The following is a 16,240-nucleotide window of genomic DNA, read 5'->3' as shown; positions in this document are numbered from 1 at the left end:
GCTCAGACGGCGGTCGAGCCCAGAAGGTTGCGGACGGTCGCGGCCATCCGACTGCCCAACTCCTCGTAGGTGGCGAGTGCCTGCTCCCAGCAGGCGTGGGCGCGGCCGGTCTGCCCGATGGCCGACAGGGCGTGGCCGAGCAGGGTGAGGATGTCGGCACGGCGGAAGTCGCCGCCGACATCCCGGAGTTGAGCGAGGGCCTGCTCGGCGAGGCGGGCGGCCTCGGCCGGTTGGTCGGTGCCCAGGTGCACTTCGGCCATCCGGAAGAGGGTCATGCCCTCCCACAGACGCTGCCGGTGCGACGTGAAGGTGGCGAGCCCGAGCGTCAGCTGCTGCATCGCCGCCTGGGACTGGCCGTCGGCGGCGAGGGCGCGGCCAAGTGCGTACTGGCCGTTGGCCAGCCGCAGGGCGGAGCCGAGCGACTGAAGGATCTCCAGGCACTGGTAGGCGAGTTCCACGGCCCGCGCGGTGCGGCCGAGGCTGAGGCAACTGCGCGAGAGGTTGGCGAGGGCGCTCGCCTCGCCCGGCCGGTCCCCGTACTCGCGGAAGGCGTCGATCGCCTTGAGGAGATACCCCTCGGCGTCCTCCTCCCGGCCCAGGTAACCGGCGGCGATGCCCCGCAGGTTGGCCGCCTGGGAGCGGATGGTGGGGTCCTCGGCGGCGATGCCGAGAAGCCAGGCGCGCTGGGCGTGCGCGTCCGAGGAGTCGAAGCGCCCCGCGTGGTTGTCGGCCTGGGCGAGGGCGATCAGCAGCCGTCCCTCCGTGCGCGGGTCCTCGGTGTCCTGACTGGCGCGGAGCAGCGCCTCGGCGGCCCGCTCGTACTGGAACGAGAACACCCCGGACTCCGACAGGTCGCGGGCCAGGAGCAGCAGGTCGGATCCGGCGCGCAGCCGGGCCCGCTGGGTGGCCTGCCGGGCGCAGGAGAGCAGGCAGTCCGCCTCGGTGAAAAGCCACTCCACGGCGGCCCCTGCCGTGTCGAACGGATGCCCCTGACGGCTGGTCTGCGTCAGGCGGCGAGGCAGCGGGTCGCCCGGCCGCTCCAGGCCGTACACCCGGGCGGTGGTGGCCAGGTAGAAGTCGATCAGCCGGTCCCGGGCCGCGTCCCGCTCGGCCGGGGGCTGCTCGTCCCGCTCGGCGCAGGCGCGGGCGAAGAGCCGGACCAGGTCGTGGAAGCGGTAGCGGCCGGGTGCGGCGGACTCCACGAGGGAGGTGTCGACCAGGGACTCCAGGACGGCCTCGGTGGTCTCGGGGTCGCGGTCGAGGAGCGCCGCGGCGGCCGTGACCGAGATGTCGGGGCCGTCGGCGAGGCCGAGGAGGCGGAAGGCGCGGGCCTGCTCGGCCTCCAGCTGGCCGTAGCCGAGCTCGAAGGTGGCCTTGACGGCCTGGTCGCCGGCCTGGAGCTCGTCCAGCCTGCGGCGCTCGTCGCTGAGCTTCCTGGCCAGCACGGAGACCGTCCAGGTGCGCCGCGACGCCAGCCGGGAGGCGGCGATCCGGATGGCCAGGGGCAGGAAGCCGCAGGCCGCGACGACGTCCATGGCGGCCTTGCGTTCGGCGTTGACGCGCTCCTCGCCGACGATGCGGGTGAAGAGGGTCAGCGCCTCCTCGGGGCTCATCACGTCGAGGTCGACGAGGTGGGCGCCTGCCAGGTCGACCATCCGGACCCGGCTGGTGATGAGGGTGGCGCAGTCGGGCGTGCCGGGCAGCAGGTGGCGGACCTGGGCGGCGTCGCGGGCGTTGTCGAGCAGGATCAGCAGCCGGCGGCCGTCGAGCAGCGAGCGGTAGTAGGCCGCACGCTCCTGGAGGCTCTGCGGTATGGCCTCCTCGGCGGTGCCCAGCGCGCGCAGGAAGGCCCCCAGCACGGCCTTGGGGTCGGCGGGGTTCGCGCCCGAGCCCTGGAGGTCGATGTAGAGCTGCCCGTCGGGGAAGTTCTCCCGGGCGGCGTGCGCCACCTTGACGGCCAGGGTGGTCTTGCCGACGCCCCCGATGCCGGCCACGGCCGAGACCACCATCACCCGGCCGCCGGCGGTGGCCAGTTGGGCGCCGAGCTCGGCGACGAAGGCCGCCCGGCCGGTGAAGTCGGGGACGGTCGCCGGGAGCTGGGCCGGGCGAACCGGGCGGGGCGCGGAGACCTGGGGCTGGCCGACGTAGTTCAAGGAGGGGTCCGCGTTGAGGATGCGCTGCTGGAGTTCGGACAGCTCGGCGCGCGGCTCCACGCCCAACTCGTCGATCAGCTTCTTGCGGGCGTCGGTGTAGACGGCCAGTGCCTCGGCCTGCCGGCCGCAGCGGTAGAGCGCCAGCATCAGCAGTTCCTGGAAGCGCTCGCGCAGCGGGTGTTCGGTGGTCAGGGCGGTGAGGTCGGAGACGGACTCCGCGTGTAGACCAGCCTGGAGGCCGATGTCGAGCCGCTGCTCGAGCAGGCCGAGCCGCTGCTCGGCCAGCCGGGTCTGCTGGAGCTCGGCCTCGGGCCCGGGGACGCTGCCCAGGGCCTCGCCGTCCCACAGGTCGAGCGCGTGGCCGTACAGCTCGTGGGCGCGGTTCAGCTCGCCCGCCGCCACGGCCTTCTCGGCCGCGGCGGTGAGCTTGGCGAGCGTGTCTACGTCCAACTCGTCGTTCGGGCCGAGCCGGAGGGCGTAGCCGCCGAACTCGCTCACCCACACGTCGGATCGCGCGCTCAGCATCTTGCGGAGCCGCGAGGCGTAGGTGCGGACCGTGGCGACCGCGTGCGAGGGCGGTTCCTCGCCCCACAGCGCGTTGACCAGCTCCTGGGCGGAGACCGTGCGACCGTGACGGAGCAACAGGGTGGCGATCATGGCCCGCAGCTGCGGCGAGCCCGCGGGCAGCTCTCGCTCGCCCTGCCGGACACGGACGGGCCCGAGCACGGAGAAGTACAGGGTCCCCTCACCAACGGTCATGGTGTCCTCTGCCTCTTACCTCATTAACGTATGGGGCGAACGTTGGAGTCTATCGGCCTCAACGACCCCCGAGGAAGACCGGATTGCTCATCGCGGCCATCGCGCCTGGCAGCCCGGACGCACCGCCGTCGGCCGGGCGGTGGCGTACCTCGGCCCGAACATAGGCCACCAGCGAGACGGTTGTCTCCCAGGTGAGGGTCCCCGAATTGATGTCCGACGAAAGCTCCGTCGAACGCATGAGACCCTGGTCCGTGATCAGTCGCAGCACCCCGCCTGGCACCCCTGAGGCGTCGAGGCGGACGGTGATCCTCCGCTCCGGTGGGGCGTCGAGACGTTCGCCGATGCCGGCCTGGTCGCCGCGCTCGTCGGTGACGGTCAGTGCCAGCGACACCGCGGACGACTCGGCGAGGTAGCTGCGGCCAGCCGCGATACCGGCCAGCAGGGAGCGGCGGTCCAGGCCGTCCGCCAGCACCACGGTCTGCGCCAGGCCCACCGGCTGCGGCTCCCGGTGCGCGTCGCTGTTGCCCATCGCCGGCAGCCAGTCACCCCCTTCGCGCAGCATCGCCTCCCAACTGGCCAGCGACAACTCCTCCTCGGCCGTCCACTCGCCGTTCCATACCTCGACGGCGTCGGCCTCCCGGAAACCGAACTTCCAGGAGCAGCCGATGCACGAGGCATGGGCGTGCGCCGGTACGACGAGTCCACCCGCCCGGTGGATACGGCGTGCGTAGCGGGGGTACGCGTCGTCGCGCGCGCGGTAGCGCCAGTCGACGAAGGTGCCTGGGTCGATGCCGAGCGCCAGGTAGTGGCCGTTGCGGGTGGTGACCTCCTCGCCGCAGAGGACCAGCAGGTCGTCGCCGTCGAGGCCGCGCCAGGCGGCGTGGCCCGAGCTGGTGTTGTGTTCCGTGGTGACGATGAAGTCGAGTCCCGCGGCGCGGGCGGCGGCCGCCACCTCCTCCGGGGTGCGGCGGCCGTCGGAGTGCACCGTGTGCAGGTGGCAGTCGCCGCGGTACCAGGCGCGGCCACGTCCTGCGGCGCGCTCGCGCGGGTAGCCGGGGCGCGGGGTGGTGCCGGCCGCCCCGTACTCCAGGGTGATGGTCAGCTCGTAGTCCAGGCCCTGGGGCGCGACGGTGTAGGGGCCGAGTGCCACGTGCCAGGTGCCGGCGTCGACCGGCCCGGCCAGGTAGCCGGGGGTGGCCTCCTCGGCGCTGATGGCGAACTCGGTGCGGAAGCCGCCCGACCAGCCGCGGAATCCCTCACCGCCGAGCTCGGTGCCGCGCTCGTCGAAGACGCCGATGTCCAGCGCGTTGCCCGGGGTGCCGGCCGGCACCTGCGGCCGGTCGTAGGAGTAGGCGACCGCGAGGCGCCGCACGCCCCTCGGCACGCGCACCGGAACGTAGACGAAGTCGGGCGCGCCGGTGTCGAGGTGGCCGCTCACGGTGCGGGTCTCGGTGCGCGGTCGGTTCTGGTCGGTTTCCGAGGCTTGGCCGGTTTCACTCGCGTTCGCGAAGTCCACGGGGGCCAGGGTAACGGCGGCGGCACCGCCCGTCGCGGCCCCGAGTCTCAGCACGGCGCGCCGGTTCACAGCGGACATCGCTCTCAACTCCGTTCGATCGTGGTGCGGTTGCCGGCCACGGTCACACGCCGGCGACACGGCCACATGACGGCAGGTGGAACGCCAGGCGGCCACCTGCGGCCAGGCCCTGGCCGGCCGATCTTTCCGGGGCCGCGACTCCCCCAGGCCTGGCGGCCTGGGAGGTGCCCCCAAACACGGCACCTCGCTGCGTTACCGAATCGCGCGAATACGGCCGAGTATGAGCTGCGATCCGGTGCCTGAGCGAAGCGACTGGGGGCACCTCCCGGACGAAGTCTGGGGGAGCACCGCGTCTGACGCCGCGGCCTGATCCGAAAAGATCGACCGGCCAGGACCTGCGGCGCCGCTCTTATGCTCGATGCCATGACAAAAAGCGGACAGGGCCCCACGGCCAACGCGATGCGGCGCGCGCTGCGCCGCGCCAGGGACGGCGTGGCCCTGGACGTGGCCGAGGCCGCGGTGCTGCTGCGGGCCGGCGGCGACGATCTGGCGGAGCTGGCGGCCGCCGCCGGCAGGGTGCGGGACGCGGGACTGGCGGCTGCCGGCCGTCCGGGGGTGATCACCTACTCCAAGGGGGTGTTCATTCCGCTCACCCGGCTCTGCCGCGACCGCTGCCACTACTGCACCTTCGTCACCGTGCCAGGCCGGCTGCGCCGCGACGGGCACGGGATGTTCATGTCGCCCGACGAGGTGCTGGACGTGGCCCGCCGGGGCGCCGCGCTCGGCTGCAAGGAGGCGTTGTTCACGCTCGGCGACCAGCCGGAGGACCGCTGGCCGGAGGCGCGCGAGTGGCTGGACGCGGCCGGTTACGACTCGACCCTGGCCTATGTCAGGGCCATGGCGGTGCGGGTGCTCGAGGAGACCGGGCTGCTGCCGCACCTCAACCCGGGCGTGGTGAGCTGGCAGGACTTCCAGCGGCTCAAGCCGGTCTCCGCCTCGATGGGGATGATGCTGGAGACCACCGCCACCCGCCTGTGGTCCGAGCCCAGCGGCCCGCACCACGGCTCGCCCGACAAGGAGCCGGCGGTGCGGCTGCGGGTGCTGGAGGACGCCGGGCGCTCCAGCGTGCCGTTCACCAGCGGGCTGCTGATCGGGATCGGCGAGACGTACGAGGAGCGCGCCGAGTCGCTGTTCGCGCTGCGCCGGGTGTCGCGCACCTACCGCGGCATCCAGGAAGTGATCATGCAGAACTTCCGCGCCAAGCCGGACACCGCGATGCGCGGCACGCCTGACGCGGAGCTGACCGAGCTGGCCGCCACCGTCGCCGTGGCCCGGCTGCTGCTCGGCCCGACCGCCCGGATCCAGGCGCCGCCCAACCTGGTGGACGCCCAGTACGACCTGCTGATCCGCTGCGGCATCGACGACTGGGGCGGGGTCTCGCCGCTCACCATCGACCACGTCAACCCCGAGCGGCCCTGGCCCCGGGTCGACGAACTCGCCGAGCGCACCGCGGCCGCCGGCTTCACGCTGCGCGAACGGCTGCCGGTCTACCCGGAGTTCGTCAAGCGCGGCGAGCCCTGGCTCGACCCCAGGATCCTGCCGCACGTCACCGCGCTCGCCGACCCCGAGACCGGCCTGGCCGTCGAGGACGCCATCCCGCGCGGCCTGCCCTGGCAGGAGCCGGACGAGCCGCTGACCGACGCGGGCCGCACCGAGCTGCACCGCACCATCGACACCGAGGGCCGTACCGGCGACCGCCGCGCCGACTTCGACGAGGTGTACGGCGACTGGGCCGAGCTGCGCGAACTCGCCGCGCCGGGACTGGCGGTGGAGCGGATCGAGGGGGACGTGCGGGCCGCCATCGGGCAGGCCGCCGCCGACCCGACGCTGCTCACCGACGAGCAGGCCCTCACCCTGCTGCACGCCGAGGGGCCGGCGCTCGACGCGCTCTGCCGGATCGCCGACGAGCTGCGCCGCGACGTCGTGGGCGACGACGTCACCTACGTCGTCACCCGCAACATCAACTTCACCAACATCTGTTACACCGGCTGCCGGTTCTGCGCCTTCGCGCAGCGCCGCACCGACGCCGACGCCTACACCCTGTCGGTGGAGCAGGTCGCGCAGCGCGCCGAACAGGCGTGGGAGGTGGGCGCCGTCGAGGTGTGCATGCAGGGCGGCATCCACCCCGACCTGCCGGGCACCGCCTACTTCGACATCGCGCGGGCGGTGAAGGAGCGGGTGCCCGGCATGCATGTGCACGCCTTCTCGCCCATGGAGGTCGTCAACGGCGCCTCCCGCACCGGGCTTTCGATCGCCGAGTGGCTGATCGCGGCCCGGGAGGCCGGGCTCGACTCCATCCCCGGCACCGCGGCCGAGATCCTGGACGACGAGGTCCGCTGGATCCTCACCAAGGGCAAGCTGCCCGCCGACACCTGGATCGAGGTCGTCAGCACCGCCCACGAGTTGGGCATCAGGTCGTCCTCCACGATGATGTACGGCCACGTCGACCAGCCGAGGCACTGGCTCGGCCACCTGCGCACCCTGGCCGGGATGCAGCGGGCGAACGAGGAGAAGGGCGTGGCCGGCTTCACCGAGTTCGTCACCCTGCCGTTCATCCACACCAACGCGCCGGTCTACCTGGCCGGCATCGCCCGCCCCGGGCCCACGGCGCGGGACAACCGGGCCGTGACCGCGATGGCCAGGCTGCTGCTCCACCCGCACATCACCAACATCCAGACCAGCTGGGTGAAGTTGGGCACCGAGGGCGCCGCCGAGATGCTGCGCTCGGGCGCCAACGACGTGGGCGGCACGCTGATGGAGGAGACCATCTCCCGGATGGCCGGCTCCACCTACGGCTCGCACCGCTCGGTGGCCGACCTGGTGGCCATCGCCGACTCGATCGGCCGGCCGTCCAGGCCGCGCACCACGACCTACGGCGAGGTGCCGGCCGAGCGCCTCGCGGCCGCCGAGGCCGCGGGCGGCCGGCTGCCCAAGCTGCTTCCGGTGCTGGGCGGTGAGGGGTGAGCGTTCCGACGGGGGGCACGCTGTGGGGCCGGTCCGACCAGCAGGACTTCCGCAGCCGGGTGCGCGGCTGCCTGCTGGGCGGCGCCGTCGGCGACGCGCTGGGCGCGGGCGTCGAGTTCGAGTCGATCGAGGCGATCAGGGAGCGGCACGGGGCGGAGGGCGTCGACGACTACGTGCCCGCCTACGGCCGGCGCGGCGCCATCACGGACGACACCCAGATGACGCTGTTCACGGTCGACGGCCTGATCCGGGCGCACGTCCGCCGGGACACCGGCGCCTGGCACCCGCCGACCGACGTGCACGCCGCCTACCGCCGCTGGTACGTCACCCAGCACGCCTGGGGCCCGGACGAGCGGCACGCCGGTGACGGCTGGCTGGCCCGCGAGGAGTGGCTGTACGCGCGGCGCGCTCCCGGCCGGGCCTGCCTCAGCGGTCTCGGCGACGCGACGATGGGCACCGTGGAGCGGCCGAAGAACCCGGACTCCAAGGGCTGCGGCACGGTGATGCGCTCGGCGCCGTTCGGCCTGCTGGTGGGCTGGGAGCCGCAGTTGGTCTTCCAACTCGCCGTCGAGTGCGCGGCGCAGACCCACGGCCACCCCACCGGGATGCTGGCGGCCGGCGCCTTCGCGGCGATCGTGCACGGCCTGGTGCGCGGCGACGACCTGGACGCCGCGATCCAGAAGGCGCTGGTGCAGCTGGCCACCAGGCCAGGGCACGAGGAGACCACCGACGCCCTGAAGCGCGCCCTCGGCGCCGTCCGGCAGGGTCTGCCCAGCCCCGAGCGGATCGCGTCGCTCGGCGAGGGCTGGGTCGCCGAGGAGGCCCTGGCGATCGGCGTGTACTGCGCCCTGGTGGCGCAGGACATGCGGCACGGCCTGCTCCTCGCGGTCAACCACGGCGGCGACTCGGACTCCACCGGTTCGATCTGCGGCAACCTGTTGGGCGCCCTGCACGGCGAGACGGCGCTGCCACCGGCCTGGGTGGCGGAGCTGGAAGGCCGGGCGACGCTCCTCGAGTTGGCCGACGACTTCGCGATGGAGATGACCCAGGGCCCTGCCCTGCACGGCCCGGCCGAGTCGGCGCCGATCTGGCTGGAGCGCTATCCGCGGTCCGTCGGCTGACCCTCCTGGGCGTCCTGGGCGTCCTCGGCGATGCCGAGGACGCCCAGGAAGGCGGCGGCCGCCGGGGTGCGGGTGGCGCGGCTCCAGATGACGTACTCGACGCGGGCCGGCGCGTCCGAGACCTCGACGGTGACGACGCCGCCCGGCAGTTGCGGCACATAGGCGGAGGGGAGCATGGCCACGGCGAGGCCGGGGGCGACGAGGCGGGCGAGGTAGTCGGCCGTGGTCACCTCGAAGGCCACGTCACGGGTGAGGCCGGCGGCCGCGAAGGCCAGGTCGGACTGGGCGCGGCCGGCCGTGCCGGCCGGCAGGTCGGCGAACACCTCGGTGGCCAGCCGGCGGAGGGTGACCACCGGCTCCCCGGCGAGCGGATGGTCGGGCGCGACGACGGCCACGAGCCGGTCCCTGGCGAGCTCGCGCACGGCGACACCCGCCGGGTACGCCGTGGTCGGCAGCCCGAGGAACGCCACGTCCACCGTGCCCTCCCTGACCTGCTCGACCAGGTCGTCGCCTGCCGGGCCCACTCGGCCGACTGGGCCTACCTCAGCCCGCCCGCCCTCCTCGCACCCGGGCGCCGCACGGGAACGTACCGGCGTGGCACCACCACGCTCCTCGTCGACGCCGAAGGGGTCTCCCGCGTCTCGGCCGAGGACCTGGCGGTGGCGGTCCTCGACGAGCTGGAGAACCTGGGCGAGGACCGCCACTTCACCGTCGGCTACTGAGCGCGCCGGCACGGGAGCGCTTCCCGGCGGACGGCCTCACGTCACCCCGCTTGGGCGTGGCCGCAGGAGTGGCGGATGTGGAGTTGGGGCTGGATGGTCACCTGGCGGTGGGGGAGTGGGCCCTCGGTGAGTTGGTCGAGGAGCAGTTGGGCGGCCTGTTCGCCGAGTTGGCGTTTGGGTGGGGCGACGGCGGTGAGGGGGACCTCGGCCATCGCGGCGATCTCGTCGTCGTAGGCGATCAGGGCCAGGTCCTCGGGGACGCGTAGGCCGCGGGCGCGGAGCCGTTGGAGGAGTTCGATCGCGTCGTGGTCGGAGTGCACGAGCGCCGCGCGGGTGCCGGTGGCCAGGCAGCGGTCGACGAACGTGTCGTACCGCTGGTCGGCCCCGCGGCCGGCGTCCAGGACCGGGGCGGTGGGGGAGAGGCCGAGGTGGTCGACGGCGGCCAGGTGGCCCTCGCGGACCAGGGGCGCGGTGGGGCTGCCGGCGAGGTAGAGCGCGACCCGGTCGTGGCCGAGCCGGTGCAGGTGGTGGACCGCGCGGTAGGCGCCCTGGCGGTGGTCGGAGAGCACGAACTCGCAGTGGGCGTACGGGTCTTCGGGCCGGCGCTCCAGCAGGACGAAGGGGCGCCCGGTGGCCTGGAGCGCGGTCAGGGTCTCGGGCGGCAGGTAGGGGCCGCCGGCGGTGGCGACCAGCAGTCCTTCGGCGCCCGAGGTGCGGAGCTCGTCGATCTGCGCCATGTCGCGCGGGCGGCCGTAGTCGGTGAGGGCGATGACGACGCGGGCGCCGTACCTGGCGGCCACCGCGCGGACGCCGGCCAGCACGCTCGGGTAGTAGTAGGTGGCCGACGGCACCAGCAGGCCGAGGGTCGGTCCGGTGGGAGCGGGGCCCGCCTCGGCCACCGGCGCGGGTATCGCGCCGCCGCGCACCTTGGTGAGCCGCCCCGACTCGGCCAGCTCCGACAGGTCGCGCCTGATCGTGCCGGCCGAGACCCCGAAGCGGGCCGCGAGTTCGGCCACCCGCACCGCGCCGGTGGCGCGCAGCTCGCGCAGCAGCAGCTCCTGTCGTTGTTGGACGAGCAGCTCGGTCATGCGGCCGAAGTGTAGTGCACGTTTCTGCACGCACGTTGCCGTTGGTGAGCAGTTCTGCTCGATTCTATTGACTAGTTGGCGGTTCTGGTTCAGGGTGCGGTGGCACACATCACAAAGGAGTCGAAGGAGCCGCCTTCGTGTATCAGCGCATCCTCGCCGCGGTGGCGACGGTCCTGCTGCTCGCATCCTGCGGGATCGGCTGCGGTGCGTCCGGCAACGGCAACGGCGACGGGCCCACCGTCATCACCTACTGGTCCTGGATATCCGGCTCCGAGGAGCTGGTCGACCGCTTCAACGCCACCCACGACGACGTCCGGGTCGTCCTGGAGCGGGTGCCGGCCGGCACCTCGGGCGGTTACTCCAAGATGTTCAACTCCGTCCGGGCCGGCCGCGCCCCCGACGTGGTGACCGTCGAGTACCCCCAACTCCCGGGCTTCGTCACCCAGAACGTGGTGCAGCCGCTCGAACCCCTCGGCCTGGCCGAGCTGGAACCCGAGTTCCCCGACTGGGCCTGGCGACAGACCGACCTCGGCGGCCAGTTGGCAGCACTGCCGCTCAACATCGGGCCCACCGTGCTGTTCTACCGGGCCGACCTCTTCGAGGAGTACGGCCTCGAACCCCCCACCACCTGGGACGAGTACCGGGCGACCGCCGAGCGGCTGCGGGCCGAGCACCCCGACGCCACCATCACCAACTTCGGCTCCAACGACGCCGCGCTGCTCGCCGCCCTCGCCTGGCAGGCCGGCGCCGAGTGGTTCGACACCTCGTCCGGGAACTGGCGGGTCGGCGGCACCGACGAGCCGACCAGGCGGTTCTCCGCCTACTGGGAGTCGATGATCGCCGACGAACTGGTGACCGTGGGACCCACCTTCGAGGAGCGGCACGTCAACGCGCTCCAGGAGGGCACCTCGCTCACCCTGATCGGCGCCCCCTGGACGGCCGCCAACGTCTCCCGCTTCGTCCCCGAACTCGCCGGCGCCTGGGGCGCGGTGCCGCTGCCCCAGTGGGAGGCCGGCAGCCAGACCGCCGCCAACTACGGCGGCTCGTCACTCGCCGTCCCCGAGGGCGCCCGACACCCCGAGGCCGCCGCCGAGTTCATCCGCTGGGCCGCCACCTCGCCCGAGGCCGTCGACGCCATCGCCGGCGTCAACACCTCCTACCCGGCCCACCTCGGCCAGGCCGAGGTCTGGGGCCCCGGCATCGAGGCCGCCAACCCCTACGTCGACGGCATGAACCTGCCCGAGACCGCCGCCGCGGCCGCCGCCACCGTCGACCCGAGCTGGGAGTGGGGCCCCGACATGACCGTGGGCTTCGCCCGCCTCGTCGACGAGGCGACCACCGGCCTCGACCGACCTGGCGGCCTCGCCGACGCGCTGCGCCGCTGGCAGGACGCCACCCGCGCCCAGCTCCGCCAACGCGGCTTCGACGTCAGCGACTGAGAGCCGAGAAAGGATCCACAGCCGTCATGGCAATCGTCAGTCAGCGGGCGGCCGGCGGAAGGCGGCGGCGCCACAGCGGCGCGCTGCTCCTGCTCGGCCCCTTCTTCCTGCTCTTCGCCTTCACCTACGTCATCCCGATCGTCTACGGCTTCGGCCTCAGCCTGTTCCGCGAACGCTACGACGGCGTCGGCTGGGAGGGGCCGCAGCGGGTCTTCGCCGGCCTGCACAACTACACCCGCGCCCTCACCGACCAGGAGTTCCTGGTCGGCACCGGCCGGGTGCTGCTCTACGGCCTGATCTACGTGCCGCTGCTGATCGCGCTCGCCGCCGCCCTCGCGCTGCTCCTCGACTCCGCGCTCACGGCCGCCCGCCGGTTCTTCCACACCGTGCTGTTCCTGCCGCACATCGTGCCCGGCCTGATCGCCGCCATCGTCTGGGTGTACCTCTACACGCCGGGGCTCAGCCCGATCATCGACGGTCTCGAATCCCTGGGCGCCGACGTCGACCTCCTCAACGGCGCCCCGCTGCTGCTCTCGCTCGTCAACATCGCCGTCTGGCAGTCGCTCGGCTTCAACGTGGTGCTGATCTACGTCGCGCTCCAGGCCGTGCCCCGCGCCACCGTCGAGGCGGCCACCCTGGACGGCGCCGGCGAACTCCGCACCGCGCTCGCCGTCAAGCTGCCGCAGGTGTTCCCGGCGGTCATGGTGGCCACCCTGTTCACCATCATCGGCTCGCTCCAGCTCTTCACCGAACCGCAGATCGTGCAGAGCTCCGCCGAGTCCTCGGTCACCTCGACCTGGACGCCCAACATGCTCGCCTACTCGGCCGCGTTCAACTCCAACGACTACCACTACGCCGCCACCGTCTCGGTGTTGGTCGCCGTCCTGGCCGGGGTCCTCTCCTTCGCCGTCACCACCTTCGCCAACCGCCGGAGCGCCCGATGACCGACGTGCTGCGGGCCACGCCCCGCACCCCGGCCCAGACGCCGAAGCAGCCCGCGCCCCGGCCGGGCACCGCCTGGTGGCTGCGGCGCGGAACCGCCACCACGATCACCGCGATCGCCGCCCTCTACACCCTGATGCCGCTGGTCTGGCTGCTGTTCGGCGTCACCAAGACGCTGCCCGAGCTCTACGGCAGCAACGGCTTCGCGCCCTCCGCCGGCTTCCACGTCCTCGACAACCTGCGCGACCTGTTCGCCCAGGACGACGGCCTGTTCGGCCGCTGGATGCTCAACACCGCGCTCTACGCGATCGGCGGCGCCGCCGTCGCCACCCTGCTCTCCGTCGCCGCCGGCTACGCCTTCGACAAGTTCGACTTCCGCTGGCGCGAGAAGTGGTACGCGCTGGTCATCGGCGGCGTCCTCATCCCGCACACCGCGATCATCGTGCCGCTCTACCTGATGATGGCCGAGATCCGGATGACGGACACCGTCTGGTCCGTGCTGCTGCCGGTGATGGTCAACCCGTTCGGCGTCTACCTGGCCCGCGCCTACTCGTCGGGCGCGATATCCGACGAACTGCTGGAGGCCGCCAGGATCGACGGCGCCGGCGAGCTGCGCACCTTCTTCTCCGTCGGGCTGCGGCTGATGGCGCCCGGCGCGCTGACCATCTTCCTCTTCCAGTTCATCGCCATCTGGAACAACTTCTTCCTGCCGCTCGTGATGATCACCGACAACGACCTCTTCACCATCGGCCAGGGCCTCTTCACCTGGAACTCGGCGGTCGGCCAGAATCCCGACTACACCCGGATGGTGGTCGTCGGCTCGGCCGTCGCCACCATCCCCCTGATCCTGCTGTTCATCCCGCTCCAGCGCCGCTGGCGGGCCGGCCTCGCGGAAGGCGGCGTCCGTTGACCACCCCAGCCCCCAACCCCGCACTCTCCCCCCACACCGGCTGGACCAGGGCGCACTGGGAGTGGGCGGCAGACGAACTGCTCACCGCTGTCCGACCGTTCGCCAACGCCAGCGGCTCCCTCGTCCAACTCCCAGGACCGGCCAGCGGCTCGGGCGTACTGAGCGACGGACTCGAAGGCTACGCGCGGACGTTCCTGCTCGCCGCCTTCCGCGCCGCGCACGCCGAGCCGGGGCACGCGGAGCGGATCCTCGCCCCCTACGCGACCGGCCTCGCCGCCGGCACCGACCCGGACGCGCCCGAGGACCAGCGCTGGCCGCGCCCGAGCGAGGTCCGGCAGGCCAGGGTCGAGGCCGCCTCCGTCGCCCTCGCCCTGCACGAGACCCGCCCCCTGCTCTGGGACCGACTGCCCGACCGGGTGCGGCGGAACGCCGTCGACTGGCTCTCCGAACTGTCCGACGTCGAGGTGCCGGCCAACAACTGGGTCTGGTTCCGGGCCGTCGTCGCCACCTTCCTCGCCTCCGTCGACGCCCCGTACGCCGCGGGCGACATCACGCACGCCATCGAGGCCACCGACGACTGGTACCGGGGCGGCGGCTGGTACACGGACGGCGGCACCACCTCCTTCGACCACTACAACGCCTGGGCCATGCACCTCTACCCGCTCTGGTACTGCCGGATCTCCGGCGACCCGGCACCCCTCGACCGCTACCGGGAGCGGCTGCGGACCTTCCTCGACGACGCCGCGCACCTCGTCGGGGGCGACGGCGCGCCGCTCTTCCAGGGGCGGTCGCTCACCTACCGGTTCGGCGCCGCCGCGCCCTTCCTCACCGGCGCGCTCTTCGACGCCACCCCGCTCTCGCCAGGACTCACCAGGCGGGCGGCCAGCGGTATGCTGCGCCACTTCCTCGACCGGGGCGCCACCGACGAGCGCGGCCTGCTCTCGCTCGGCTGGCACCGCCGCTTCGAGCCGATCAGGCAGCACTACTCGGGCCCCGCCTCCCCCTACTGGGCGAGCAAGGGCTTCCTCGGGCTGCTGCTGCCGCCCGACCACCCGGTGTGGACCGCCACCGAGGAGCCGCTGCCGGTGGAACGCGGCGACTTCACCCGGACGTTGGCCGCGCCCGGCTGGCTGGTCAGCGGCACCTCGGCGGACGGCGTGGTCCGCGTCGTCAACCACGGCACGCTCCGCTCCCCGGCCGGCCGCGACCCGTTCTACGCCAGGCTCGCCTACACCACCCACACCGGGCCCGAACTCGGCACGCCCGACCCGGCCGCCGAGTACCGGCGCGACGGCGACGCCCGCCTCGGCGACCCGGGTCCCGACAACCAGGTGAGCGTGCTCGACGCGCACGGCGCGCCGTCCACCCGCGCCGGCCTCGAACCGGTGGCGCTGGACGGCCGGGTCGCCGCCTCCCGGCACGCGGCCCTCACCGTGGTCTCGGCGGTCGCCGGGCCGTGGGAGGTGCGGGTGGTGTGGCCCGACGAGACGACGCGCGGCAGCCGGCTGCGGATCGGCGGCCACCCGCTGGCCGCCGACGTCCCACCGCGGGAGCCGCGCCCCGGCGTGGTCCTTCGCCAGGACGGGCTGACCAGCGCCCTGCTGGCGCTCCACCCACCGGTCGAACCGCCGCCGGCCCACCGGTCGGAGGGCACCAACCCGTTCGGCGCGCACAGCGCCACCCCGTGGCACGAGGCCCCCGCCGAAACCGCCCTGGCCGTCGCCGTCTTCCTCGGCCACACGACGGACGGCACGCTGCCGCCCGCCCCCCGTTTCGACCCCACGAGCGGCGAGGTGACATGGCCCGACGGCACCACGGCCCGCACCACCCCGGCCTGACCCGGCCGGCTGCCCTGGCCGGCGGCCCACCGCGTCCGCGCCGGCCGACTGGGCCGTGCTAGGGCCTGTCTTCCGGATCTTCGTGGGGCCGCGACGCCTGCTACGGCACCTCGCTGCGTTACCCCACGCCGCGGAGCGGCATGTCAGGCGCCGCGCGCGGATACGGCCACGTATGAGCTGCGCTGCGGTCGATGTGCGGCTCCGCCGCGTGGGGCGCCTGAGCGAAGCGACTGGGGGTACTCCCCCAAGCACTCCGTGCAGGGGGCACCCCCACCCAGGCCGCCAGGCCTGGGGGAGCCAAGGCCTGATCCACGAAGATCCAAAAGACAGGCCCTAGCGCTGCCGCGCTGATGCAGCCCCGGCCGGGGCCGCGCGGCGGACGCCGACAGGACGTCGACCGGCCTGAGCGGACCGGCGGCTCGCGGTGCCGCGGCGACCGTCGGTCGGGGCGCTCACCGGCATGGTGCCGCCGTCCCGGCCGAGCCGGGCCCCCGGCATGGGCGACGGCCGCAAGGCCGGTGGGCCGGCCGTTCGCCAGTCCGGCGCGGTGCGCCGCGCACCGGCGGCCCGGCTCTGTGTGGCGGCGCTGTCCGTCGTGGCGCCGTTGGCACCACCGACCCGCCTCGCGGCGCGGCGTTCGCTGGTCGGAGCGTCCACTGGCATGGTGCTGCCGCTGTCCCGGCCGAGCCAGGATGGGACGGCGCCGCCGG

The 16,240-nt window shown here is 73.4% G+C and carries 9 protein-coding genes and 2 pseudogenes; 7 read left to right on the top strand and 4 right to left on the bottom strand.

The features are described from left to right. Positions 1–2: 2 nt before the first annotated feature. On the bottom strand, positions 3–2,912 hold the full coding sequence (locus tag ACYVPE_RS10145) for an AfsR/SARP family transcriptional regulator (RefSeq protein WP_461033132.1): 2,910 nt from the start codon (positions 2,910–2,912) through the stop codon (positions 3–5). A 58-nt stretch (positions 2,913–2,970) separates the two neighbouring features. Next, on the bottom strand, positions 2,971–4,506 hold the full coding sequence (locus tag ACYVPE_RS10140; protein WP_461033131.1) for a CehA/McbA family metallohydrolase: 1,536 nt from the start codon (positions 4,504–4,506) through the stop codon (positions 2,971–2,973). Between the two features lie 363 nt (positions 4,507–4,869). Here ACYVPE_RS10140 and ACYVPE_RS10135 point away from each other — a divergent pair, with 363 nt between their 5' ends. Beyond that, a complete protein-coding gene (locus tag ACYVPE_RS10135) occupies positions 4,870–7,470 on the top strand; it encodes a bifunctional FO biosynthesis protein CofGH (protein ID WP_461033130.1) in 2,601 nt (866 codons plus the stop codon). Beyond that, a complete protein-coding gene (locus tag ACYVPE_RS10130; protein ID WP_461033129.1) occupies positions 7,467–8,591 on the top strand; it encodes an ADP-ribosylglycohydrolase family protein in 1,125 nt (374 codons plus the stop codon). The genes ACYVPE_RS10135 and ACYVPE_RS10130 overlap by 4 nt, the downstream gene beginning before the upstream one ends. On the opposite strand, the pseudogene ACYVPE_RS10125 reads toward ACYVPE_RS10130, so the two are convergent. Continuing rightward, a pseudogene (locus tag ACYVPE_RS10125) lies at positions 8,570–9,118 on the bottom strand (LysR substrate-binding domain-containing protein); the annotation flags it as partial. The gene ACYVPE_RS10130 and the pseudogene ACYVPE_RS10125 overlap by 22 nt on opposite strands. Here ACYVPE_RS10125 and ACYVPE_RS10120 point away from each other — a divergent pair. Further along, a pseudogene (locus tag ACYVPE_RS10120) lies at positions 9,092–9,313 on the top strand (NADH-flavin reductase); the annotation flags it as partial. The pseudogenes ACYVPE_RS10125 and ACYVPE_RS10120 overlap by 27 nt on opposite strands. Before the next feature lie 41 nt (positions 9,314–9,354). On the opposite strand, the gene ACYVPE_RS10115 reads toward ACYVPE_RS10120, so the two are convergent. Next, positions 9,355–10,401: a LacI family DNA-binding transcriptional regulator gene (locus tag ACYVPE_RS10115; protein WP_461033128.1), complete on the bottom strand. Its 1,047-nt coding sequence runs from the start codon at positions 10,399–10,401 to the stop codon at positions 9,355–9,357. A gap of 137 nt (positions 10,402–10,538) precedes the next feature. Here ACYVPE_RS10115 and ACYVPE_RS10110 point away from each other — a divergent pair, with 137 nt between their 5' ends. The 4 genes from ACYVPE_RS10110 to ACYVPE_RS10095 are packed head-to-tail and all read left to right on the top strand — an operon-like array spanning position 10,539 to position 15,530. Further along, on the top strand, positions 10,539–11,840 hold the full coding sequence (locus tag ACYVPE_RS10110) for an ABC transporter substrate-binding protein (RefSeq protein ID WP_461033127.1): 1,302 nt from the start codon (positions 10,539–10,541) through the stop codon (positions 11,838–11,840). Positions 11,841–11,866: 26 nt separating this feature from the next. Continuing rightward, positions 11,867–12,784, top strand: coding sequence for a carbohydrate ABC transporter permease (locus tag ACYVPE_RS10105; protein WP_461033126.1), 918 nt, complete (start codon positions 11,867–11,869; stop codon positions 12,782–12,784). After that, on the top strand, positions 12,781–13,692 hold the full coding sequence (locus ACYVPE_RS10100) for a carbohydrate ABC transporter permease (RefSeq protein ID WP_461033125.1): 912 nt from the start codon (positions 12,781–12,783) through the stop codon (positions 13,690–13,692). Before ACYVPE_RS10105 ends, ACYVPE_RS10100 begins: the two co-directional genes overlap by 4 nt. After that, positions 13,689–15,530 (top strand): DUF2264 domain-containing protein, encoded by a 1,842-nt coding sequence (locus ACYVPE_RS10095; RefSeq protein WP_461033124.1) that lies wholly within the window; start codon positions 13,689–13,691, stop codon positions 15,528–15,530. Before ACYVPE_RS10100 ends, ACYVPE_RS10095 begins: the two co-directional genes overlap by 4 nt. Positions 15,531–16,240: the final 710 nt, after the last annotated feature.

Source organism: Streptomyces mayteni, from assembly GCF_054783955.1.
This window is presented reverse-complemented; position numbering and strand designations above follow the sequence as displayed.